Genomic DNA, 24,797 nt, shown 5'->3' on the forward strand with positions numbered 1-24,797 from the left:
GGTACATACAAAGGTCTTACTTAATACACTTTAATAACGAAAAACTCCCCTCATCTAGAGAGAAGTTCCCATCACTTTATATGCAATTTTACATCTCCGCTTGCAAATCACTAAAAAACCTTTAAAATCTAAAGGATGACTAAATATACAAATTCTATCTGCATTCCTTATAAATTAAAAATTATTGAACTCAATACTTTTTCAATTTTAAGAAGTATTACATTCTTCATTTTTTTCTTATAAGCATGCTTTTTATAAGAAAATCTGATACAATCCTTAAGTAATATTAATATGTATAGATATTACGAATATAGTGCATACTTAAAGAAGGTGATTTCATTGAAAATAAATAAAAATTTACAACTATGTATATTAATTACAACACTAATGTGCTATTCAATCTATTTTATGTTTTTCTTTCTGTTCCCTACTCATTTTTCAAATTTCAATGTACGCTTTGCTTCACTCATCGTTGAAGTCATTACATTTATATCGCTAATTTACTCTATATATTCTAAAAAAGTTAGTTCAAATCCTTTTTGGATATGTATTACAATTGCAATGGGCAGTTTTTTATTAGGAAAAATAATATATACGGTTCAACATGAATTTTTCGAATTCCCAATACATAATTTCACTTTTTCAGATATATTTTACATGATATTTCTATTCTTCTTCCTTATTGCTTTTTGTTATAAGATTTTAAAGGAATGTAATAAGTGGGAAAAAGCTTTCTTTATTTGCGATATATGTATAGTACTCGCTTCCATACTCACATTAGAATGGTATTTATTTAATCAACCAGATTTAAGTGTTTTCTCTCTACCAATGGGAGAAATTTTCCTGTCATTTTTATATCCAATTGCAGACCTACTCTTTTTACTACTAGGTGCTAGTCTCATTTTTCGCCCAACTGTTTTTAAGTCGAAATGGAAAATATATATTTTTGTTTTTGTATTAATAAGTTCTGCAGCTTTTAATTATATTTATTTTTATTTAAATACTCATTTATCGCATGACACTGTAGCATTATTACGACTTTTATATAGAATACCACTATTACTTGTTGCAATAGCTGCTTCTATTCCAAGCGGTCTTACGAATAATACAAGTTATTCCATCGTAAACCCTGTACTAGGGAAAAAAGTTTTAGTCACATTTCCCTATCTCGTTGTTGCATTTCTAATTGGCTTTACCCTTAAAGAACAAACAGCTTCTTCCATTCTTATTACAGGAAACTGTATCACTTTTGTTTTCGTACTTATTCGCCATTCTATTGGACGTATGCAAAACAAGAGCTTAACAGAACGGTTACAATTCTTTAATGCACAATTAGAAGAAAAAGTTGCTGTACGAACTTCTGATTTAGTTCAAAAATCAGAGGCCCTATCTCAGAAACAACAAAAATTCAAATCATTATATGAATATCATCCTGATCCCATTTTTACGATTGATTTAAATGGAATATTCTTAAATGTAAATAAAGCAGGAAGTATACTACTTGGAGCACCAACGAACGAGTTACTCGGTGAGACATGTTTTTCTATCATTTTAGATGCAGATAAACATAAACTGATATCTGCATTAGAAAAAGTTAAACAACAAGAATCAGCATCCTTACAACTTAGTTCTCAATATAAAGATGGCTTTACTTATTTTTTATACGTTACCATCGTTCCTATTATAATAGATGGACAAATTTCAGGAAGCTATATTATGGTAAAGGATATTACCGCACTAAAAAAACAACAAGAAGAAATAAAATATTTAGCATTCCACGATACTGTAACGAAAATTGGGAATCGATCCTTTTTCCATAGGAAGTTAAGAAAATTTATAAAAAATGCCCAAACAACACAAAGTGAGTTTGCATTATTATATTTAGATTTAGATCGCTTTAAAGTAATTAACGATACACTTGGACATTCGTCAGGTGATTACATATTAGAAGAAGTAGCAAGCCGATTCCAATCATGTCTTCCATCACATACTCATCTGTCAAGAATTGGTGGCGATGAATTTACAATCTTAATTGAAAACTATACTGACGAAGATTCCTTATTCCAATTATGTAACCAATTATTTGAATGCATGAAAAAGCCGTTTGTCATACATGAGCACAAATTAACTTTATCACTAAGTATCGGCATCGCTATTTATCCACATTCCGGAATCGATACCGCTACACTTCTGAAAAACGCTAATGTTGCAATGTATGATGCAAAGGCAAAAGAACTTAACTCTGTCTCTATTTATGACGATGTAATCGCTAGAAAGATTGAAAGACGATTACGATTAGAAAAAGATTTACCAAACGCAATACAAAATGAAGAATTGTTCCTTTTGTATCAACCTCAAGTTGATAGTGGATCTAATAAAATTATCGGTGCAGAAGCTTTAATCAGATGGAATCATCCTGAATTAGGTGTTATTTCTCCATATGAATTTATTCCGATTGCTGAAGAAACACTACAAATTATTCCAATAGGAAAGTGGACATTGCAGCAGGCTTGTAAGCAAATGAAGCGTTGGCACGTACTCGGATATTCACATTTAAAAATAGGGGTAAATTTATCTGCTAAAGAATTTGAACAAGAAGGTTTTGTAAAGTCTATTTCTTCTACTTTAGCAACTACAGGTTTACCAGCAAGTTCTCTCGATCTTGAATTAACAGAACGAATTGCAATGATGGATGAAAGAGAAACATTGATAAAACTGCGTACACTAAAAAGTTTAGGGATTCACATTTCAATCGACGACTTTGGTACAGGCTATTCTTCCCTAGCCTACTTACCTTTATATCCAATTGATACGTTAAAAATCCCAAGAGAATTTATTACAATGTCTGAAACATGTGAAGATGGAATGGAAATCATTAAAACGATCATCACATTAGCAAATACATTAGGAATGTCTGTCATTGCTGAAGGTGTAGAAACGAAAGAACACGTAAATTTCCTTCAAAAAAATAAATGTCATTTTATTCAAGGTTACTATTACAGTAAACCTATTCATACTAATGCATTTACTGAGCTATTAGAAATCGGTATTCACCAATAGTACATAGCTAATCGGTATAAGTAATAATGAATTTGAGCAACTATAGTAAAAAGGAAAGAAGATACCTTCTTTCCTTTTGTTTTTCTATTTAAATTTCTATTACTTCACCACTTCATTTATTATATCTATTAATTGATGAATCCCCTCATCATTTGTTTTCTTATATCCATTCATGTTTTGAATATACCTCTCCTTATTTGTATACAACTTATTTACTGCATGTGTAAATGTACTACTGTTTACTCTATCTTGAAGTAAAACTTCTGCATATCCTTGTCGTGCAAAATGGTCAGCATTTAAAACTTGATCCCCTCTACTGGAACCATTAGTTAACGGAATAAGCAACATCGGTTTCTTCAAAAATAACAATTCAGAAATAGCAGTAGAACCCGCTCTGGAAACTACAACACTTGCCATATTCAGTATATGCGGTAACTCTTCCCCTATATATTCAAATTGTATATAACCTTCCATTCCAATAGCTGGGTCCACCTTCCCTTTACCACACATATGAACAATATTAAAATTTAATAATAATGTATCTAAACTTTTCCTTACCATATCATTTATCCATTGTGCACCTTGACTCCCACCCATTATTAACAATACCGGTTTATCTTGCTGAAATTTACAATAGCTTCTTCCTCGTAATACGTTACCTCTCTCAATTTCTTCCCTTACAATTGGCCCTACATAAACCTTCTTCTCAGTACTTACATTACCCCCTGTTTGAGGAAATGTTGTACATAGTTTTTTAGAAAAAGGTAATGCTATTTTATTTGCCAACCCTAACGTACTATCTGGTTCACGTATTATTATAGGTACACGATTTAACCATGCCCCTATAACTACAGGAACTGAAACAAATCCTCCTGCTGAAAAGATAACATCAGGCTTCATTTTCTTAATTAATTTATAACTTTGTAAACAACCGTGTATAATTTTAAAAGGATCTTTAAAGTTCTCCCAATCCCAATATCTCCTAAGCTTCCCCGTCGAAATACTATTGTATTTAACATTTTGAACTAATAATTTTTCAATTCCATTTTGAGATCCAATATACTCAACTCCCCATCCTTTTTCCATAAATTTAGGAATCAATACCATATTAATCATTACGTGTCCGGCTGTACCGCCCCCAGTAAAGAGAATCTTTTTATTCATAACTTATATCCACCTTTATCATTAAAAATCTAGCTTTATATTAATCTTTAACTCAAGTCCTATATCTTGTAAAAGATCTTTGATGAGTTCATAAAAATCATTTCCATACTCACTACACTCATGCTGAGCAAAAACTTGAATCACATGCCTAGTTCTAGTCTCTAGTGCTGGCTTTATTCGATCAACCTTCTTTTCTTCCACATACGCTCGATATTGATTTATTGCCTCATAAAGGTGCAACACATGCGCTTCTTCATCTTTCCAATCCAACGTATCAACAATCGAAAGAAATAGCGTACTTTGATTATCTATCGCTTCATAACAATTCATATATTTGTTACATCCTTTTATATTTTTATTGAATGCAGATTTCACTACACTTCGCATATTCAAGTACATCTTTTAATGATTGCTGAAATTGAATTTCTGGGATCCATCCTAATTTTTTTATATCCTCTAATAATAAATTTTCATTTGAGTTACTCCCACTATTCTCTTTTTCTTTTATAGTAAAATTCAGCTGTGTTAATCCTTTAAATTGCTCCAATACATCTAATAAAGAGCGTTTTACTCCTGATCCAATATTATATTGTTTTCCATTTATACCATCACGTAATAACACATGATACGCTTTAACTGCATCACGTACATCTAGAAAGTCTCTACTATCTTTCAAACTGTTTACTTCAATAATCGCTTTACTTCTACCCGATTCTATATCTATCATTTTTTTTGCGAGAATTGAACAAACACCATTCGATACTCCTGGACCAATTAAGTTCGAGGGCTTTGCAATGATAATATTTGAATCCATTAACCCACCCCAAGCCTCTGCAATAATGACTTGCATAGTTTTACTTAAACTATATGGATTTGAAACTTTTATGTTTTTCATACTATCTGCTTGCAATGCAGATCCTATAACTAATGTTTTACAATGCGAGGCTTCCTGCTTAATGGCTTCTAATAAATATAAAGTCCCTATTACGTTAATCTCTATATATTCCAGAGAAGCTGTCCAAGACTCTATGACCGAATTTCTTCCTGCTAAATGCAATACATAGTCTGGCTTTATTTGTTTCATTACCTTCATTACTTCACTCTTATTTGTTAAATCACAAGTAATACCATTTTCGATTTTTTCACTATGTGAACGATTTTGAAACATAGGAATTACATGAAAGCCCTGCTCTAAAAAATATTGGCAAGCATGACGTCCTGTGAAGCCATTTGCACCAGTGATTAAAAGGCTCGCATTTTTTTTCATCGTAAAAACCCTCCTTTTTCTAACATTTGTTTCACCTCATGTTTTGCAAGTAAGTCTTGTTGAGAACTAAAACTCTTCACATCCACAAGCGGATAACTAGCATAATATTCTTGAAGTCCTTCTATAGGAATAGTCGGTAGTACCACAAAATAATTTTGATCAAAACTAATACTTGTTTTACTCTCTACCTCAGATAAAAGCATTTCACTTAATTTTTCACCAGGTCTTATCCCTACCTCTTTTATCTTCACGTTTTCTTTTTTTGAATCTTCAATCAATACTTTTGCTAAATCCGTTATTTTACATGCTGGCATTTTCATAACAAAGATTTCCCCTCCTCTTCCTTCAGATGCTGCTTTAAATAACAATCCAACAGCATCTTCAATTGTTAAGAAAAATCTAGTCATATTTTCATCAGTAATCCCTACCTGTGAAGACTTTTTAATTTGCTTTTTAAAGAGCGGTACCACACTCCCACTCGTCCCTAAAACATTTCCACCACGAACACAAATGAATTTTGTTTTCTTCGTTTGCACATTCGCATGAACCATTAACTTTTCACCAATTGCTTTTGTCATCCCATACGTATTTGATGGGTCGGCCGCTTTATCAGTTGAAACATATATAACTTTCTCAACTTGCTCCTGGATTGATGCTTCAATTACATTTTGCGTACCATGTATATTTGTTTTGATAGCTTCATAAGGATAATACTCACATACTGGAACATGTTTTAAAGCTGCAAGATGGAATACATAATGTACACCCTGGCACGCATAGACTAGTTGGTCCTTATCACGAATATCTCCAATAATAAATTTTAATCTATCGTCATTTATAAACTGTTGCTGCATTTCAAACTGAACCGTTTCATTCCTTGAAAAAACTCTAATTTCTTTCGGCGATTTTTCTAATAGTTGTTTTATAAGTTCATGTCCCCACGAACCTGTGCCACCAGTAATTAAAATTATTTTATTAAGCATTCCTTTTCCTCCTACCATACATTTCAATAAAAATTGTACTTACCAAAGCTATTGAATTATTTTTCAATTGATTCAAATCATAATCGTCGTTTGTTACATTAAATTGACAAAATAAAAAAACAGAAACTATTAAACATAGTTTCTGTTTTTCATTTCACCTCTTAACAGTAAGATTTTTTCATACTGTTTGCACGATAACTATATTACTTGTAAAAAAACACCGCTCATTTATTTCATATACTCGTAATAAAATAAATAGAATGATTCATAACCAATATCATGTTTAAATTCATGAAAAGGGAGGTAATGGAATGTACCAAAGCAACTCAAATAATACATATAATGAAGCTTCCAAAGCACTTCCTCTCTCCCTATTTGATGTGAAAAATGAGTTAAAACAAAAATGCACACTCATTCATTCTGAAACCATGTATAAATTAACGAAAGAAGAGCAACTCATCATCGAGAACATAAAAGTACAAACAAAACAACTAAATAAAAATAATGTAACAAGAACACGTGCATACTACCAATTTTACATTCAATATCCAGAAATACATTGGGCACTACTTGGGCATATGGTATCACGTAACGGTGGTTGGAATATGACCGATTTAAAGGGAGATTTATATACGAGAATTTTATCAGAGAAAGATCAAATTACATTTTTTTCTTTTTTAGAAAGGGGAAATTGGCTTATTTTCCAAGATGTATATCCTCAATTTTTGCTATATGAACAAAGTGTAAAAAGATCGCAAAGGCTATTTCACCTTCTCCCTCACCTAAATGTTTCTACATTTATGGAAACGATGTGGAACGATTTTTGGAAAACAGGTAACAAAAAAACATTAGCGATTGCAACTATTATTAATGAGCAAAACTACTTAGAAAAAAGAGTTATTCAAAATGCACACTTTAAAAAGACTGTACTAAATAGTATTGGATTTAAACTCTTTGATTTCTTTCAGTTTAATCATATCCTTTTCCCATTCTACGAAAATGATAAGAAACAAAAAGTATTACTATTTGGTGATACAATGAAACATTTTACGTCCTTGCATGAACGAATCTTAATTGGGAAAAGGTTGTATTCACTATTATTTCGGGATACACATATTTTATCTCAAATAATACGTTGGGCCGAGCATCATCCACACACAGGCTCAAGGAAAGATTACTGGCCTCATTTATTTTCAAGTGTAAATGAATCTTTTTCCCGTGAGTTTTATAAACGCCGAATAAAGAAATGCCAGTTGCGTAGTGGCGCTTATCGTATATACAGCCCTGCACTCATCTATGCATGGCGCGATATGAAACATGAAGAAGATGAAAGTAAAGATTGGTTTACTGATTGGCAAGTTGTAAATTACTTAGTTGATAAGGAGGAAAAGGTAAGTGGACAAATTACAGAAGACTACTGCAAAACACTCGAAAAAATTGAACTCGCAATTCTCGCAAAGAAAAACGTTCTCCTCCGTGAAGAAGAATGATTTTCTAGCAATAGTAGTTACACTCTTTCTCTCTTCCATTATCGGAACTTGCTTAGATGCTTTCTTTATTAATAAACAAATATATTCTTTTCCGGTTAGACCCTTCTCATCCACATTTTCAGTTAACATAGCTTTCACGTTACTCGTACTACCGATTTTAACAGCCTCTTTTATTCAAATTTCAAAGAAATTATCGACCGTTTCTAGAACTCTATTTATTATTTCAATAGGCGTTTGCGCTAGCATTTTTGAGCAAGTTGCTGAGAGGCTAGGCTTATTTGTACATAGTACGGATTGGCAGCATAGTTATTCTTTGTTTGGATATATCATTTTCTTTTCTCTTATTTGGAAATTTTATAATTGGATGCTAAAAATAAAGAGACCGTTTTTATAACGGTCTCTCCTTAAGCATAATCTTCAGTTACTGCTACTGAACGACTTTGAAGGCTTTTTGATCGCAAACGATATGCAACTACTTTCTTCTTATATTGCTTTATTACATCAACGTGTTCCTCGTAGCTATATATAGAAAATCTAATCTCTCTTTTTCCTTTCTTCGTCTCCATGACTATTGGTGTACCATTCCCTTGTGGCGGAAAATAATGTTTATCTAAAAATAAAGCCTCGTTAAATTCATGAATAACTTGAACTTTCATTTCTCCTTTTATACTTTCCCCATCTATTGTTACAGTAGTATTTTCCTCATCAAGTTTTTGATGTAACTCAAATCTACTAATAATTGATTCTACAACAGAAGTTGGCATACTAGAAACTAGTACTTTAAGAGCACCAAAAATAAATAATGTAACTATAAACCATGTTGTCATTTTAATCATCTCCATTACGCTCTAAAATGAGTAGTGTTATACTCCTTATTACGATTCATTAATTTTCAAAATAAAAATTTCATTCCATAAGGTACTAATATACTAATAAGTATCCCTGTTACAATCATCGTTACCGAACCGATAGTTGCCTCTTTCTCTCCTTCTTTCACTAAGCGACTCACACCAATGATATGTGATGCACAGCCCATCCCAACTCCTTTTCCAATTGCACTTGTTATTCGGAAAAACTTAAGTGCCGTCGGTCCTATGATAGCACCTGTTATTCCCGCAACAACTACAAAACTAGCAGTCATAGATGGAATGCCACCAATTTGATCCGCTAATGAAATGGCAATAGGCATTGTCGCTAATTGCGGGATAGTTGTTAATATAAGTTTCTTATCTATATTCAACATTTCCCCAATCACTACATTCAAACTTATTAAAGCCACTATACCGATTACTACCCCAACAAGTATTGATAAGAAGTTTTTCATAAGTATTTTTCGTTCCTTAAATAGCGGTATTGCTAAAGCTACAATCGCAGGGCTCAAGAAGCTGGAAAGAATATCTCCCCCATTTTCCTTATAATCTTGATGCGAGATCCCGAAGGTAAAAAATATACAAATCATAATTGTCGTAACTGTTAACACCGGTAAAGTAAATGGAAACGTAAATTTTTTATATAGCTTTGTCGCCAATAAATAAATCACTACAGTAATAAAAATTAAGACCATTTGAATAGCGCACCTTATCAATTTTATTTTTTAGATGTTATTAATAATTGACTTACATAACCTGAAATAATCAATGTTACTAAAGTACTTACAACAACTAGAAAGAACATAATACTACCCTTACTTAAAAGAAATGAGCCGTATTCCATTAACCCCGTCGTCGAAGGAATTAAAAATAAAGGTAAAAATACTATTAGCTTTTCTGCACCTATCTCAAACCATTTTAATGGCACAATGCGAGTGGAAAGAAGCAGAAAAAGAATTAACATTCCTATTAAACTTCCTGGCATAGATAGATGAAATACTTCCTGAATCCATACACCAACCAAACTAAACATATATAGCACTCCTACTTGAAGTAAAAGCGTCAAAAACTTCAATTGCTACTCCCCATTTCAATACCAAATTCCCACAATTTATTATTGAATCTCGTTTAATGTCTCTGCAAATCTTATAATTCCAAGCTGAATTTGTTCTACATTCGCTCTGCCAAAAGTAAATCGGATATATTCACTTTTCGAACCTAGGACGCTTCCTGGGACAAATGCTACACCATTTTGTATAGATTCACCTAGTAAATGATATTCATCAAACGTTCCTTGCACTTTGCACCATAAATGTATTCCGCCCTCAGGAACAAAAAATTCAACCTGGTCCCCTAATATTTCTTCAAGCTTTCTAATTAACTCATCTCTTCTTTGCTTCAGTTGTCCACGAAGCATCGTAATGTGCGTATGAAAATCCTCAGATTCTAAAAATTGGTTCGCTACCCACTGTGTAAATACACTATGACCGAAATCAACTTGCTGCTTCGCATCTGCCAATCGCTCAATTACGCGCGTGGGGCCAATTACCCAACCAATACGTAATCCTGATGCAACAATTTTTGATAATGAGCTTACATAAAGAACGTTTCCATTTTGATCCATCGATTTCAATGTTGGATTTACTTCTCCATTAAAAGAAGTCAAACTATACGGATCATCTTCTACAATCGGTATACCAAATTCAGAAGATAATTCTAAAACCTTTTTACGTCTTGCCAATGAAAGTACCGTTCCAGTTGGATTTTGATAATCCGGATTTAAAAACACCATACGAATGCGATGCTTTTTGTGCAAATTGATTAAGTCATCTGGATTCATACCATGCTGATCAACTGGTAAACGGAATATGTTTAAACCTGCTGATTTAAACATCGGAAGTGAATAACAATATGAAGGATCCTCAATTGCAATCGCATCGCCAGGTTTTAACAAACATTGAACGATAAGATTAAGTGCCTGCTGAGCTCCAGATGTAATAAGAATAGAGCTTGAATCTGCTTCTATTTGTTTATATTGCTCGACATGTGCCGCAATTGTTTTTCGCAACATTTCATTTCCAAGTGGATGGTCATAACCGAGGTTTTCCATAAATGCTTTCTCCGACAAAATTGTTCGAAATCTATCACTCGGAATTAATTCTGGTGACAATTCACCACTCGCTAAATTGATTAAATCATCTTTTTGTGTTTCCGTTCGAATTTGTTGAACAAGTGGTACATTAGGTAAGAACGATCCATCCTCAACATACCTCCCCCAGTTCGGTATTCGTTTATGTGACACACCCCATATGTCTGTATTCACCCGGGTGCCGCTTCCTTTTTGCCGTTCTACTACCCCAAGGGATTTTAATTCCTCATAAGCAGCTACTACCGTACTCCGGTTCACTTGTAACTTCTGTGCTAACATACGCTCAGAAGGTAATTTTCTATCAGAAGGGAATTCACCGGTAGAAATGCCTCTTTCAATGTAATCAGCAATTTGTTTATACACTGGTATCTTATCTGCACGATTCGGTTTCCATTCCATTTAGTTCCCTCCTCTCCAAGCTAGTGTCCTGAATTCATTAACAACAGTATTCACTGTAAAAATGGTATTAATCAAGCACATGGTTTAAAAATACCTCAACCGTCACATTAAAATTAGTCGGCTGTTCTAAATAAGGCAAATGCCCACTATTTTTCAACTCAACGAACGTCACGTTTCTCAGGTGTTTTTCAAATTCTCTCACATACTTTTCTGGAACAAAATAATCATTCTCTCCTCGTATTATTAATACAGGACATGTAATGTTAGAGAGGTATGGTCTTTGATCGTAATCAACTAATTCAGTAAATAGCCTTTGAATATGCATCGGATGAATAGTTTGTAGGGATTGATGAAATCCTCGGACAATCGCATCATTATCTTCTACTCCCATCGCTCTCAATAACGTATCCGCCCAAGTTTTCCCTTTATCATGCAAGCTAAGTAAATCATATACTTCAAGTCGTTCTTTACGATCTGCCGGTTCTAAATAGGGAAATGCATTTACAACAATTAAGCTAGAAACAAAACTTGGATATTGAATGGCAAAATCGATACCGACTCTAGCTCCTTTTGATAGACCGCAAATTGTTACTGATTTTAGCTTTAAATGATTACATAACTCATATAAAACATTTGAATATTCTTTAAAAGTAATTTCAATCCCTTCGGATTTCCCATGTCCAGGTAAATCGAGTGAGATTACTGTCCATCTTTCCTTGAAGTATTTTCTTTGGTATAACCAATTATTCGAATTTCCTCCAAGACCATGTAAAAACAATATGACAGGCCCCGATCCTTCTATATTGTAAAAAACCTTTCGATTCTTATATTCAAAATACATATTCATCACCTTCAGATGTAGCATCACATATTTTTATCTTTGAATGAATATATCCAAAACGGTTCTTTTTCTAACCACTCAACTGTGTCTGAAATACCGTCTTCATACTCTCTTTCCAGCTCATCCACTTTAGCTGTAAATTGTGATGCATGTGCTCGTAATGCTTCCAATTTTTTCGGAACATATTTTTTTACTTCATTTTTAAAATCTGGAGGTCCTATTTCGTCTTCATGATTTTTCGAAAAAGCTACAGCATAAAAGGCTGGTCGTTTACTTTCCGAAATATTAGCTAACGCCTCTACTACCGCTTCCCCTGTTGCATCGTGATCTGGATGAACTGCATACCCAGGATAGAAAGAAATAACTACAGAAGGATTCAATTCTTCAATACAGTTTTGAATCAAGCTTCTTAATTTTCCAGGCTCTTCAAATTCAAGAGTTTTATCACGATATCCCATCATACGTAAATCTTCAATCCCTAAAATATTTGTAGCTCGCTTTAACTCTTTCTCTCTAATAGTATATAAAGATTCACGAGTTGCAAAAGGTGGATTCCCCATCGCTCTCCCCATTTCACCAAGTGTTAAGCAAACATAGGTAAGAGGGACTTTCTGCTCAGTATAAGCCAAAATTGTGCCAGCCACACAATACGACTCATCATCTGGATGCGGGAAAACAACTAAAACATGGCGCTCATTTTTCATCAATGCATTAACTCCTTCATCATATACAAACTCTATAAAATAACGACCGCATACCAAGTAACTCCCACAAGAAGTCCTAAAAGAAGAATGATATAGATAGCAGATAAGTTTTTTACATTCCTCTTTGTAGACTTACCGTAATTATCTTCTACATTTCGTGCGACTAGTACGGTCCCAAATAGTGATACAACTACAATAATAATAACTAGTGAAATCGCAAAACTCATTGTCTTTTCACCTCTCTAAGGCCAGTCTATTTTAAAGCATGAATAAAATACTACCTTTCTTCTCTTATCATAATAGAAGTTTGTAAAAAACGGACCAACCACTTTTGTGTTTTTTTACTCATCCACTTTAAAAATAAAAAGCAACTGCTCACTTAGGACCAGTTGCTTTTTTTACAAGGCTACTTATATTCATTTTCAATTAAAATTAATTCGATTTAAAAGTTTGGTCTTTTCATAATGAAACATTGATTGAGATAGCTCGAAAATTGTTCCATTTACAAGATAAACTGTATTTTCAATAAGAAGTGCTGGATCACCTTCATTTAGTTCTAAAAGCTTTGCATTTTCTTTATTTATTTTTTCACAACTAATAACTTTATCGGCAAAGCCAATATTTAATCGTAAATCTTCAATGAAATAACTGTATACAGAGCTTAATGCTATTTCTTCATTCAAATAAGGAATGATATCTTTTTTGAAATAACTTACTTCAATAGAGAATGGTTTCCCATCTACAATTCTTAAGCGCTTCAAGAAATATAACCTAGTTCCAATTTCACATTGCATCCGCTTTGCTATCTCTTCGTCCGCATCTATTACTTCAAGCTCTAACACTTTCGTTTCAATGTTTTGTGAAACGAGGTTTTTCGTTAATCCACGTAAACTTCCTAAATTAATGTAATCTGTTACAGAAGTTTCGCGTAAAAACATCCCACTACCTTGCACTTGAAAAATATAGCCTCTATTCACAAGCTGACTAATTACTTTACGTATCGTATTACGGCTTACTTCAAATCGATTCATCAACGCTTCTTCTGTAGGTAGTTTTTTCGTTTCATTAAAAAGCCCATCTCGAATATTTTGCTCTAACACATCTGCAATTTGTTTATACTTTGCACTCATACACTTTCTCCTAAAATACTCTTTTATCTATTATAACTCTTCTCCTCTCGTTTCGATCACATGCTTATACCAATGAAACGAAAGTTTTTTCTTACGTTTTAAGTTATCATTATGATCGACAAAAATAAAGCCATATTGCTTTTTATATCCATTTAGCCAACTTAATAAATCAATAACAGACCATGCATAATAACCTTTTAAATTAATTCCCTCTTGAATTGCACGCTTCATTACTTTTAAATGTTCTTCAATAAATTTAATTCTCGGAACATCTACAATTTCTCCGTCAATGATTGGATCTTCATCACCAAGTCCATTTTCCGTTACATACATCTTTATGTCACCGTAACGTGCTTTCAACATATGCAATCCATCTAAGAAACCTTCGGGAGATATTTCCCATCCCCATTTTGTATATGTTTTATCATCCATTTTAACTGTTCGATAAAAACCATCAAAAGAAGGATTACCTGGAGCAAGTGTTGAGTTTTCTCGAGAATGTTCTTCATTCTTTAGATCCATATCATATCTTTCCACTCGTATCGGTTGATAATAATTCAAGCCAATAAAATCATTTTTCCCGGCATTTTGTTTAATGATTTCTAATTCTTCACCCGTCCAATTAGGAGTCCATCCTTTTTCCTTTAATTGCTGTACAACATAAGACGGATACTCACCCTTTAAAACTGGATCATAGTACCAATACGTTTCATATTCATTCGCATGATTTGCTGCTAGTATATTTTCTTTTTGATTATCCACACTATAAGCAGGCAAGAAAACATGCGTGATACCAATCTCTCCATATTGTTTCAACCGCTTGTACACTGCAACTGTTTTTGCATGTGCATAAAATACATAATGAGTCGCTTGAAAATACTTTGAAACATCATTTTGTATTCCTGGTGGATGTGCACCTTTTAAGTACCCTAATCCACAAAACATCACTGTCTCATTAAAAGTAATCCAATGTTTCACTCTATCACCAAACGCCTTAAAGCAAATCTCTGCGTACTTTACGAAAGCTTCTGCTGTTCTTTTATTCATCCATCCACCGTCTTTTTCTAAAGGTAACGGTAAATCCCAATGATATAAAGTGACAAACGGTACAATCCCGTATTTTAAACATTCATCAATTAAGTTGTTATAAAATTCTATTCCTTTTTCATTTACCTCTCCATCTCCAGTCGGCAATATTCTCGCCCAAGAAATAGAAAAACGATACGATTCTAATCCCATCTCAGCCATTAAACGAACATCTTCTTTATATCGATGATAATGATCAACAGCTACATCACCATTTGTTCCATTGTATGTTTTGCCAGGGATTTTTGAAAACTCATCCCAATTCGTAACACCTTTTCCATCTTCATTCCATGCACCTTCTACTTGATAAGAAGCTGAAGCAGCCCCGAATAAAAAATCATGTGGAAACTTCATAATATATACCTCCGTTTCATTAGAATAAATCAAATTCATTATTACATATAAAATTTATAGGTATAAATTTAAATATTTATTATATAATAAGTTTCTGCTTTTCACTATAATTAAACATAGCATTCACACCATTTATAAAAAAAAGAACCTATGAAGGTCCTTTTCAAATTGTGCAACGCAGCACTATATTGAGTATCTTAAAGTTTTTACTAATGATAAATGTTAACAGACTTATTCTTCAATAATGAATTGTGAAATTAGCATTTCTAAATTTTCGACTTTCTTTTTCATTTCATTAGATTTCGTCGTTATTTCTTGAATCAATGTGGCTTGTGCTTGAATTGATTGTACCGTTCGATTCGTTTCTTGTGCGACTTGTGTTGCAGTTTCAGAAACTATTGATAAAGAGGCATTCACTTCTTCTGTCCCAGCAGACATTTCTTCTGTGGCAGCAGACACTTCTTGAATTTGGGACGTTATTCTATTAATATCTTGCATAATAGATGAAAATGCGATTTCTGCCTTATGTACTGCTTCTTTACCACCACTAGCCTGTTGTTGACCTTTTTTCATTACATGAACTGTATCCTGTGTATCTTGATGTATAAAACGTAATAAATTATTTATATCATTTACAGATGTTTTAGATTTCTCCGCCAGACCTCTTACTTCAGCTGCAACTACTGCAAATCCTTTTCCATTTTCTCCGGCGCGTGCTGCCTCAATTGCTGCATTTAAAGCAAGTAAATTCGTTTGTTCCGCAATATTAGTAATAATATCTAGCGCTTCTTCAATTTGTTGTGTACGCGTAACAAGTCTATCAATGACCTTAGAAGTTTCTTCGACAACTTCATTCACACTATTCATTTGACGAATAGATTGTTTTATAACTTCACTACCAAAATTTGCTTGGTCTATTGTTGCAACAGCAACTTCAGCAACCATCGCTGAAGATTCAGCTACTGTTTGAACTCCAGTTGCAATTTCTTCCATCGAAGTTGAACTTTCTTGAATACTAGTCACTTGTCCCTCTATTTCTTTATTTACTTCAGAAGTAGTTCGAACAACCTCGTTTGATATATGTGCTGCCGTTTTTGTCTCTTGTAGCATATTTTCAGTTGAAGTAATTACTTCTTTCGCTGTAGCCTTCACCTGACCGATTAATTGTTGCAAGTTATCTAACATACTATTAAAGGATTGTACCATACGGCCTAATTCGTTCTCGGATTTATAAGAAGTTCGAATTGTTAAATCTCCAGCAGATACTCGTTCCATATCTTTTTGTAATAATACAATTGGTTTTTTTATAGCATTTTTTATTATAAAACCAATAAAAATGATTATTATGATTCCAACAAATGAAATAATTACAAATGTTATTATTGTATTTTTCACACTATTAATATTCTCTTTTTGTAGTTGTTCAGCCGCGGTATTATTATGTACAATAAGTTCACGAATAGACTGAATTGTTTTCCCCATATTAGGTTCAATTTCTTTTAAATAATAGCTATACGCTTCTTCATTATTAGTCAGTCCCAAGTCCTGTGCTTTCTTCATTTGTATTCTTAAATCTTTGAATTGACCTTGAAATGCATTATACAAGTCCTTTTCTTTATGAGAACTAATTCTAGTTTCAAATTGTTTTAATAACTCCTCACTTTCTTTCCTAGTCTTATCTATTTCTGTTATTAGTTCTTTCATTCTATTTTCATCTTTCGATATCATAATCTCCATAAAATTCATATTAGCATGGTAAAAATTTGATTCTACAATTCCTATCCATTGAATTGGTAATAGCCTTTCGTCATACATACTAGAAGATGTATTTTCACCTTTTTGAAGCCCTAAAAACCCCAGTGCAGATAACATGATACAAGCCAAACTCGATATAATGACTAACACATTTAATTTCGTTCCAATTTTACTATTTTTAATAAAAAACAACATTTACACCTCATCTATATATTATATTTATACGTTTTATTTTACAACAATAATCGACATTAATCGACATTTTTCGTATCAATCTTATAATTGTATTAAATTATTATATTAACTATATAAACCTATTCAAAGAACTTTGATTCTCATAATAACAAATACTAAAAGGCCTTATGGGAATTCTACAAGACTTTTAATAGAGTTACATTGTTTCTATGAAATTATGTTGAAAATTAAAGTGACTTATTAGTACTTATAACTTCTTGATAGAGAATCGGTAACCAAGTCTTCGCTAAATAAGATTTGAAATCATTAACAGACCTCTTCACTTAAAAGGTCTGTTTTTTTATATGTAAGATTTTATTAATCATATGACACAGTGATCAATTAAAACTATTTCTTCTTTCAAATAAAAACATTTGTATTTACTCCACTACTCGGAGAAATTAAAAAAGCATCAAGTTCAAAAATGCCCTCTTTATTAATAAAAGCTATTTCTTAACTTCCTAAAAGTGTTATACACTAAGAAAATAAAAAACAAACTATTCGTTAGCAGGTGAAAAAATATGTATGACATTACCATTATCGGTGCTGGAGTGAGTAGCATTTTTATGGCTTATACACTAGCCAAAAGCAACAAAAAGGTTTTAATTCTTGATAAAGGTAAACCGTTAGAACATCGAAATTGCTCTTTAGAACAAGGGGAAATATGTAACTGTACTGCATGTGATAAATATTTCGGGTTTGGTGGTTTAGGAAAATCTGAAGGGAAATTTAATTACACAAACGGTTTTGGAGGCGGACTTGAGCAAAAGGTAGGTAAAGAAGGCTTTATACAACTCATGGATGAAGTAGATGAAATTCTATGTCAGTTTGGCGGAAGTTCAGTTTCAAAATATTCTACAGAAAATCTAAATCTCACTAAGAGAGCTGAAGCGTGTGGTTTACAAATGCTAACAACCGAAGTAAGACATCTTGGTACTACACTTTCCCGTAACATTTTTCAGCAGCTCTATGAATTTTTACTTACGAAAATAGATATCCAATTTCATATAGATGTAGAGCATATCATGAAACAGAAAAATCATTTTAAAATAGATACCAATCAAGGAATAGTTCAATCTAAGCAAATCGTATTTGCAACAGGACGTTCCGGAGCGGATTGGTTAAAAGAAATGTGCACTTCTCTAAATATTTCTCAAGAGCAAACTCGTGTAGATTTAGGTATTAGAGTAGAGATGAAAGAACACCAATTACGTTCTATATTAAAAGATACATTTGAGACAAAACTTTCTTATGAGCATGAACTTTTCACGGCTACTACTTACTGTATGAATCCAAAAGGACGCATTATTCGAAAGTACGAAGACGGCTTGATTATGCCTGACGGTCAAAATTTCCGAGAGCAAGAAACTGGCACTTCTAACTTAAATTTCACTTTATTTATCCCGCGCTATTTTCCAACTCTCAGAGAAGCAAATGTATACGCAAGTTCAATTATTAAAAACATTAACCAAGGACGAGATCGGATTGTTATACAGCGTTTAGAGGACTTAATAAAGAAACAGCCTACAGCGGAGAACACCATGAAACATAATCGTATACAGCCTACACTACACGGAGATTATGGAGACTTGAATAAAGAAATTCCTCCATTATATATTGAAGGACTCAAAAAATTTTTATTACGTTTAGAACAATTTATCCAAGAACCTATCGATCAAGATACTTTATTATATGGAATTGATGGCAAGTTTTACGCTCCTACAATAAAAATCAATAACCATTTTGAAACAAGTATAAATGGGCTATTTTTAATTGGAGATTGTTCAGGCGTCACTCATTCATTATCTCAAGCAGCTGCAAGTGGTCTGTATGTTGGAAAATACTTGTCTGACATTTAATTGCTATAATTTAGATACCAATCAAATATTTTGAGTTTCACCAGTACTTTACTTATGTAGTAATAACATGAATGAAATCATTCCCGCGCTACTGATTAACCCACAAAGAATCGAGATTTTACAAGATACATATTTAATATAACCATGTATGTAAAACTATTGACATTCAATTCTAACAAATTGAATGTCAATAGTTTTACAAGTCTCTATTCATTTTCACTTTTATTTGTTCGATATTTTGTAACATCGCCGTAGTGTTTAATATGTTAGGATGTCTATAAGTATTTTTTACTACGACTATGACTTTTTCTGCTCTGTTTCTAAAAAAATTAGATGTATGTTACTTCGCTTTAAAATTCTCCATTGTATGTATATGAATACTTCAAAATATTACCTTTAGAAAAATATAATCTAAATGGTTCACCACACTCTAATAGTTATAAAAATATAATATATAACCTTAGTTAAATAAACTCTAAAAAGAAGGTGTAAAAATGAAGAATAAAATAAATTTACAAATGCAAAATATAAGCTTTGTTTTAATAATTGCTTTAGCAGTATGGTTAAAAACATATCTTATTACGCGATTCAGTTTTGATTTAAAAATTGAGTCTTCTACACAAGAACTTATTTTGTTTATTAGCCCTCTCGCTGCATCGTTAGCATTTGTTGGATTAGCATTATTTGCAACCGGTGAAAAGAGAAATTATATAGCGCTATGTATTAATCTCTTATTAACAATCGTACTTGTTGGGAATGTAATGTTCTATGATTTTTATAATGATTTCGTTACGTTACCAGTACTTGGACAAACATCAAACTTTGGCCAATTAGGCGGCAGTATTATAGAAATATTGAACTACAAAATTATACTCGCATTCGTAGACATTATTTTCTTCTTTATTTTATTAAAAAAGAAAGCAATAGTCTTTAAAACAGAACGTGTAACTCATTCTGCACGCTTATTATATTTTCTTTTAACGATTGGTGTATTTTTTGCGAATCTACATCTTGCAGAAAAAGAGCGACCTGAATTATTAACGAGATCCTTCGACCGCGTAATGCTTGTGAAAAATTTAGGACTATACACTCATCAAGTATATGATTTAACACTACAAGTAAAAGCAGGATCCCAAAAGGCACTTGCAGATAGTAGTAAATTACAAGAAACTGAAAACTACGTAAAAGCAAACCAAAGTGAACCAAATCCTAATATGTTTGGTGCAGCGAAAGGAAAAAACGTAATTGTCGTTACTCTTGAATCCTTGCAAACCTTTTTAATAGGTGCATCCGTCAATGGCCAAGAAGTTACACCGTTCTTGAATGAATTCATAAATGAAAGCTATTACTTTGATAACTTTTTCCACCAAACTGGGCAAGGAAAAACATCAGATTCTGAATTTCTAATAGATACATCGTTGTATCCATTAAATCGAGGAGCTGTATTCTTCACGCACGGTAACAACGATTATACTGCGACTCCAGAAATTTTACGTCAGCAAGGCTATTTCACTTCTGTATTCCATGCGAATAACGCAACATTTTGGAATCGTAATATCATGTACTCTGCTCTTGGTTATGATCGTTACTATAATGAACTTGATTACAAAATTACACCCGAAACAAATTTAAATTGGGGATTAAAAGATATTGAATACTTTGATCAATCAGTAGATATATTAAAAACTGTTGATCAACCATTTTATGCTCGTTTCCTTACTTTAACAAATCATTATCCATTTACGTATGATGAAGATACAAAATTCATTGAACCATACAACTCTGGTAATGGCGTATTTGATCGTTATATCGTAACAGCACGTTACTTAGACGAATCAATTAAAAAATTTATTGAGCGTCTAAAAGCCGAGGGAATGTATGATGATTCTATTATTGTGTTATACGGTGATCATTATGGCATTTCTGAAAAACATAATCGCGCAATGGCACAGTTTTTAGAAAAAGATCAAATAACAGAATTTGATACTTTAAATTTACAACGCACACCTTTATATATTCATATCCCTGGCCAAACAGAAGGTCAAACTATTTCAAAGCCTACGGGACAAATCGATATGAAACCTACTATTCTAAATTTATTAGGGATTGATACTACTAACGATATCCGTTTTGGCCATGATATGTTTTCAGATGAATATACCGGTTTTGTTGTTTTACGTGATGGTAGCTTTATTACAGACAAGTATGCATACACAAACAATACTTTCTATGACCGCATAACAGGTGAAATTGTAGATTTACCAAAAAAAGAAGCACAAGCACTCATTAACCGTGCACAAAATGAGTTACGAATGTCTGACAAAATTATTGAAGGCGATTTATTACGTTTCTCAGAAAGTAATAAAATTAAAACTGGAGAAGTAAAAACTAAAATTAAAGAGACTGAAAAGTAATCTATATAAGGAAAGGGAGCAACTTATTAAAAGTTGCTCCCTTTCCTTATAACACATGGTGCAATTTCATATAAAAAAACTGATATATTTTACTTTTATTCTATGCTTGTTTCTAAAGTTACATCTGTATAGGTATTATCATCACCTATATTTAAAATTACTTCACATTGACGTAATCTCAATTCAAAGAGCTTTATAGGATCATGGTAAACTTCAGGGTTTGATTTCATTTTATGCAATTTATCTTGTTTTTCTTTTATTTCTAAATGAGTGTTTTCTATAGCTTGTTCCAACGCACCAAATGGATTTCTAAAGAACATATTAATATCCCGCTCTTGTGTGTTTTCAAACAGCTCAAATTGCAAGAAAAACTTCTTCATAATAGAAGCCGTTACATCGGTATAATCTTCATTTTCTAAATACTGTTTGTATTTGTTATATAGCATAGCTTTATTTTTAGGAAGAACTCCAAATAATTTACCGGCACTTTTCAGTAAAAATTGTGCTGGCGTAAATCGGCGTAAAATATTTACTTCTTCCATTTGTATTCTAGTTGTCATTCTATCAGTATCTCTGCGCCAGTCATCAATTACTTTAAAGTCACATTCTAACTGTATTCGATTTTCTCCAAATAAAGAATTAAGTCCTTCACTGGTTTCTTCTAAGTACAATTGACTTTGAAGGAGCTCATTATTAGAGGTCGCAATCCAATTTTGCATAGAGCGAGCAAGATTAGGTAATACAGTTTGTTCTAGATATTGTTGCACTCTTCCATTCATCGCTGTGTTTAGTTCAATATCAATGTGACTAAAATCGCTTTCTTCACTAATTAAATCGGAACAACTCTTCAATAGTTTCGGAATATGTTCTGTAAGATCATTAGTAATTTCGTTTTTCATCGTACGATATGATTCTGTAATTAAATGAATTTTTTCCTTCTCAAAAGCAGTAAGGTTATTAATACAACCATTAAGTTTAACTAACATATCTTCATTCCAATTAATAGAATCCACTAGATTTTTTTCCCTCTCGACGCGTTTATCCAAAAGATATGTAATTGTTTTTCGAATGAAAAACAATAGCTTTTCAGTACGTTCTGCATCGATATTTTTATAGTTAAAGTTAAAATGAATAAACTCAGTTAAATCGTTTAGTTGTTTACTATTTGTATATAACGAAGAATAAGGGAAAACTCTTGCACTAGGGAAATATGTGTTAATTCTCACTTGCGTATCTTGTATAACTCTTTTTGCTTCTGCTTCATTGTAAATGTTATCGATTTTATTTAATAAAAAATGAACTTGTAGATTTGGTGTATGTTCTTGGATACTTAATAGAATGTCACGTTCTTTGTCAGTAAAAGGTGAATCCGCATTCAATACGAATAACAATTCATCTACAGAATTTAAATATTCAAACACCTCATCTCTCGCATCATTGTTCCTATTAAAGCTAGGTGTAACAACGAATGTAAGTTTATTTTTACTTAAAAATCTGCATGGTAACTTAAATTCAACACATGCTCTATCTCTATATGTTTGACGGTGCACTGCCATCATGTTATGGAAATCAGAAAAATTCTCAGTTGTTGTAATTTCCGAATCTGTTATAGCGTTAATTTCTGTATAAGCGTCATTTTTAAAAACAACTACATTTGAGATTGAGTTTTCTAATATATTTTCTCCTAAAATAGAGTTAATAAATGACGCTTTTCCGTTTCCTGAAGTTCCAGTTACTAATAGGCGATTTGTTCTTAAATCTGCAAGCTCGCCAACTAACCAGCTAAATCGGTGACCCATTTCTAAATCATATTCTTGTGCCCAGTATGTAATAGATTCAAAAAGATGTAAACTATACTCTAATCCATTCACATGATTAATAGAATATGACAGTAGGTTTTCCGCATCTTTTATATCCGCTGAATCTATTTTAGAAGGGAAAATCTCATCCCATGCCAATACTGCTGCAGATGGAAATACAGCATGAGAGGGATTGACTACCTTTAACCAATTTGTTAACAGATTTGGAATGATATCGTGTAATTGTCTAAGCATATATTGACCCTGAATTAATTCAAAGTATGTTTCTTCGTAAAGAGAAGAAATTTCGTCCCATATATCGGACGAACGTATTTCGATATGTATGAAAAATTCATTTATTGTGTTAAGCCATAATAAGTAATTTTGTTCATCTTTATAGCTGCGCCAAAGTGATGAAACTATTTGTGTAAATTGTACTTGATCTACATTATTTAATGTTACTAATACTTTATAAAAATAATCTGGTGAAATATTTTTAGTAAATCCTTTATCGATATATTCTTTTAGAACCTCAAACCACGGATAAGATTCTGTTCGAATTAACTCGTTCACAGCCAGCTCTACTGCACTATCAAAATCTTGCTGTTCTTCATAAAAGGAACGTGCAATTGTTGTGACGTTTGGATAATCGGGATTTAAAGAAACCGCTTCTTTTATAACAGCGAAAGCTGAATCAAAATTATTTTGCTCGATGTAAAGAGACAGTAATTGCAGTACAATTTCGGTCATCAGTATTTTGTTATCAGTAGTAATGGAAGTATACACATTTTCAGCAACTGATAATTGGTTAAGTTCGAAGTAAGCATCCGCAATATTTTTTTGTGCCCATGGCGCGAATTCATTACTAACTTTCTCCCATTTAAAAATAGCTGCTTCAAAATCTTGATGGTGATAATAAAATTCACCTTGCGCAAAACGAATATAAGATCCATCAGAAATCTCATTTTTTTCTTCGTTTACATAAGCTTCTCCAAGTACTTGAAGAGGTGGGTGTGTTTCATTCTCCATTAGGAATGTTTCATAATACATCTTTTTTATTAATTGTTTTTCTAATCTCATCTTTTCCCCCACTATATCTCAAAAATACATTTTTTGAGATATGTCAATACTTTTTTGTATGTATGCTTTTTATCTTAACAAAGAATTCCTTTTGGAAAATTTCATTTTCCTTTCATTTTTCAAGTAAGATTGAATTTTTATGAGAAAAGTTTCAGTTTTT

General features: G+C 32.5%; 20 protein-coding genes. 5 read left to right on the forward strand and 15 right to left on the reverse strand.

From position 1 onward, the window contains the following. The first annotated feature begins 339 nt into the window (after window positions 1–339). Window positions 340–3,060 carry a putative bifunctional diguanylate cyclase/phosphodiesterase gene (locus tag MRBLBA3_RS10665; protein WP_363381213.1) on the forward strand — a complete coding sequence of 907 codons (2,721 nt, stop codon included), beginning with the start codon at window positions 340–342 and terminating at the stop codon, window positions 3,058–3,060. A gap of 99 nt (window positions 3,061–3,159) precedes the next feature. On the opposite strand, the gene MRBLBA3_RS10670 is transcribed toward MRBLBA3_RS10665, so the two are convergent. The 4 genes from MRBLBA3_RS10670 to MRBLBA3_RS10685 are packed head-to-tail and all read right to left on the reverse strand — an operon-like array spanning window position 3,160 to window position 6,474. Continuing rightward, window positions 3,160–4,224 carry an undecaprenyldiphospho-muramoylpentapeptide beta-N-acetylglucosaminyltransferase gene (locus tag MRBLBA3_RS10670; protein ID WP_001035072.1) on the reverse strand — a complete coding sequence of 355 codons (1,065 nt, stop codon included), beginning with the start codon at window positions 4,222–4,224 and terminating at the stop codon, window positions 3,160–3,162. Between the two features lie 21 nt (window positions 4,225–4,245). Continuing rightward, entirely contained in the window at window positions 4,246–4,554 is a 309-nt protein-coding gene (locus tag MRBLBA3_RS10675; RefSeq protein WP_000995931.1) for a DUF6572 domain-containing protein, read from the reverse strand. 25 nt (window positions 4,555–4,579) lie between these two features. Next, the gene (locus MRBLBA3_RS10680) at window positions 4,580–5,491 is read right to left on the reverse strand and encodes an NAD-dependent epimerase/dehydratase family protein (RefSeq protein WP_000739102.1); all 912 of its coding nucleotides are present in this window, start codon (window positions 5,489–5,491) and stop codon (window positions 4,580–4,582) included. After that, window positions 5,488–6,474 (reverse strand): UDP-N-acetylglucosamine 4,6-dehydratase family protein, encoded by a 987-nt coding sequence (locus MRBLBA3_RS10685; protein WP_000932602.1) that lies wholly within the window; start codon window positions 6,472–6,474, stop codon window positions 5,488–5,490. Before MRBLBA3_RS10685 ends, MRBLBA3_RS10680 begins: the two co-directional genes overlap by 4 nt. Window positions 6,475–6,785: 311 nt before the next feature. Here MRBLBA3_RS10685 and MRBLBA3_RS10690 point away from each other — a divergent pair, with 311 nt between their 5' ends. Continuing rightward, window positions 6,786–7,964, forward strand: coding sequence for a DUF2515 domain-containing protein (locus tag MRBLBA3_RS10690; RefSeq protein ID WP_000284922.1), 1,179 nt, complete (start codon window positions 6,786–6,788; stop codon window positions 7,962–7,964). After that, window positions 7,912–8,358, forward strand: coding sequence for a CBO0543 family protein (locus MRBLBA3_RS10695; protein WP_141528888.1), 447 nt, complete (start codon window positions 7,912–7,914; stop codon window positions 8,356–8,358). The genes MRBLBA3_RS10690 and MRBLBA3_RS10695 overlap by 53 nt, the downstream gene beginning before the upstream one ends. A gap of 10 nt (window positions 8,359–8,368) precedes the next feature. Here the strand turns inward: MRBLBA3_RS10695 and MRBLBA3_RS10700 are convergent, their stop codons facing one another. The 10 genes from MRBLBA3_RS10700 to MRBLBA3_RS10745 form a co-directional block, all read right to left on the reverse strand. Beyond that, window positions 8,369–8,791 carry a YfmQ family protein gene (locus MRBLBA3_RS10700; RefSeq protein ID WP_000214621.1) on the reverse strand — a complete coding sequence of 141 codons (423 nt, stop codon included), beginning with the start codon at window positions 8,789–8,791 and terminating at the stop codon, window positions 8,369–8,371. A gap of 65 nt (window positions 8,792–8,856) precedes the next feature. Then, window positions 8,857–9,528, reverse strand: a complete 672-nt coding sequence (locus tag MRBLBA3_RS10705; protein WP_000242915.1) for an LrgB family protein — start codon at window positions 9,526–9,528, stop codon at window positions 8,857–8,859. Window positions 9,529–9,551: 23 nt separating this feature from the next. Continuing rightward, a complete protein-coding gene (locus MRBLBA3_RS10710; RefSeq protein WP_002099620.1) occupies window positions 9,552–9,908 on the reverse strand; it encodes a CidA/LrgA family holin-like protein in 357 nt (118 codons plus the stop codon). Window positions 9,909–9,947: 39 nt separating this feature from the next. After that, on the reverse strand, window positions 9,948–11,381 hold the full coding sequence (locus MRBLBA3_RS10715; protein WP_000454951.1) for a PLP-dependent aminotransferase family protein: 1,434 nt from the start codon (window positions 11,379–11,381) through the stop codon (window positions 9,948–9,950). A 67-nt stretch (window positions 11,382–11,448) separates the two neighbouring features. After that, window positions 11,449–12,246 carry an alpha/beta fold hydrolase gene (locus MRBLBA3_RS10720; RefSeq protein WP_141528887.1) on the reverse strand — a complete coding sequence of 266 codons (798 nt, stop codon included), beginning with the start codon at window positions 12,244–12,246 and terminating at the stop codon, window positions 11,449–11,451. Continuing rightward, complete coding sequence (gene bshB2 / locus MRBLBA3_RS10725; protein ID WP_000787331.1) at window positions 12,246–12,926, reverse strand: bacillithiol biosynthesis deacetylase BshB2; 681 nt, start codon at window positions 12,924–12,926, stop codon at window positions 12,246–12,248. Before bshB2 ends, MRBLBA3_RS10720 begins: the two co-directional genes overlap by 1 nt. 32 nt (window positions 12,927–12,958) lie before the next feature. Continuing rightward, a complete protein-coding gene (locus MRBLBA3_RS10730; RefSeq protein ID WP_000006447.1) occupies window positions 12,959–13,153 on the reverse strand; it encodes a hypothetical protein in 195 nt (64 codons plus the stop codon). Window positions 13,154–13,348: 195 nt separating this feature from the next. Then, entirely contained in the window at window positions 13,349–14,056 is a 708-nt protein-coding gene (locus tag MRBLBA3_RS10735; RefSeq protein ID WP_001274915.1) for a GntR family transcriptional regulator, read from the reverse strand. 30 nt (window positions 14,057–14,086) lie between these two features. Continuing rightward, complete coding sequence (locus tag MRBLBA3_RS10740) at window positions 14,087–15,496, reverse strand: glycoside hydrolase family 1 protein (RefSeq protein WP_097810821.1); 1,410 nt, start codon at window positions 15,494–15,496, stop codon at window positions 14,087–14,089. A 231-nt stretch (window positions 15,497–15,727) separates the two neighbouring features. Continuing rightward, window positions 15,728–17,446, reverse strand: coding sequence for a methyl-accepting chemotaxis protein (locus tag MRBLBA3_RS10745; protein ID WP_000895968.1), 1,719 nt, complete (start codon window positions 17,444–17,446; stop codon window positions 15,728–15,730). 560 nt (window positions 17,447–18,006) lie between these two features. Here MRBLBA3_RS10745 and MRBLBA3_RS10750 point away from each other — a divergent pair. Further along, window positions 18,007–19,344, forward strand: coding sequence for an NAD(P)-binding protein (locus MRBLBA3_RS10750; protein ID WP_000272123.1), 1,338 nt, complete (start codon window positions 18,007–18,009; stop codon window positions 19,342–19,344). A 494-nt stretch (window positions 19,345–19,838) separates the two neighbouring features. Beyond that, entirely contained in the window at window positions 19,839–21,758 is a 1,920-nt protein-coding gene (locus MRBLBA3_RS10755) for an LTA synthase family protein (protein WP_000791055.1), read from the forward strand. Window positions 21,759–21,853: 95 nt separating this feature from the next. Here MRBLBA3_RS10755 and MRBLBA3_RS10760 read toward each other — a convergent pair whose 3' ends face one another. Continuing rightward, entirely contained in the window at window positions 21,854–24,637 is a 2,784-nt protein-coding gene (locus tag MRBLBA3_RS10760; RefSeq protein ID WP_001235295.1) for a dynamin family protein, read from the reverse strand. Window positions 24,638–24,797: the final 160 nt, after the last annotated feature.

This window comes from Bacillus sp. LBA3-1-1.1, from assembly GCF_040676495.1.
Taxonomy (GTDB): domain Bacteria; phylum Bacillota; class Bacilli; order Bacillales; family Bacillaceae_G; genus Bacillus_A; species Bacillus_A nitratireducens.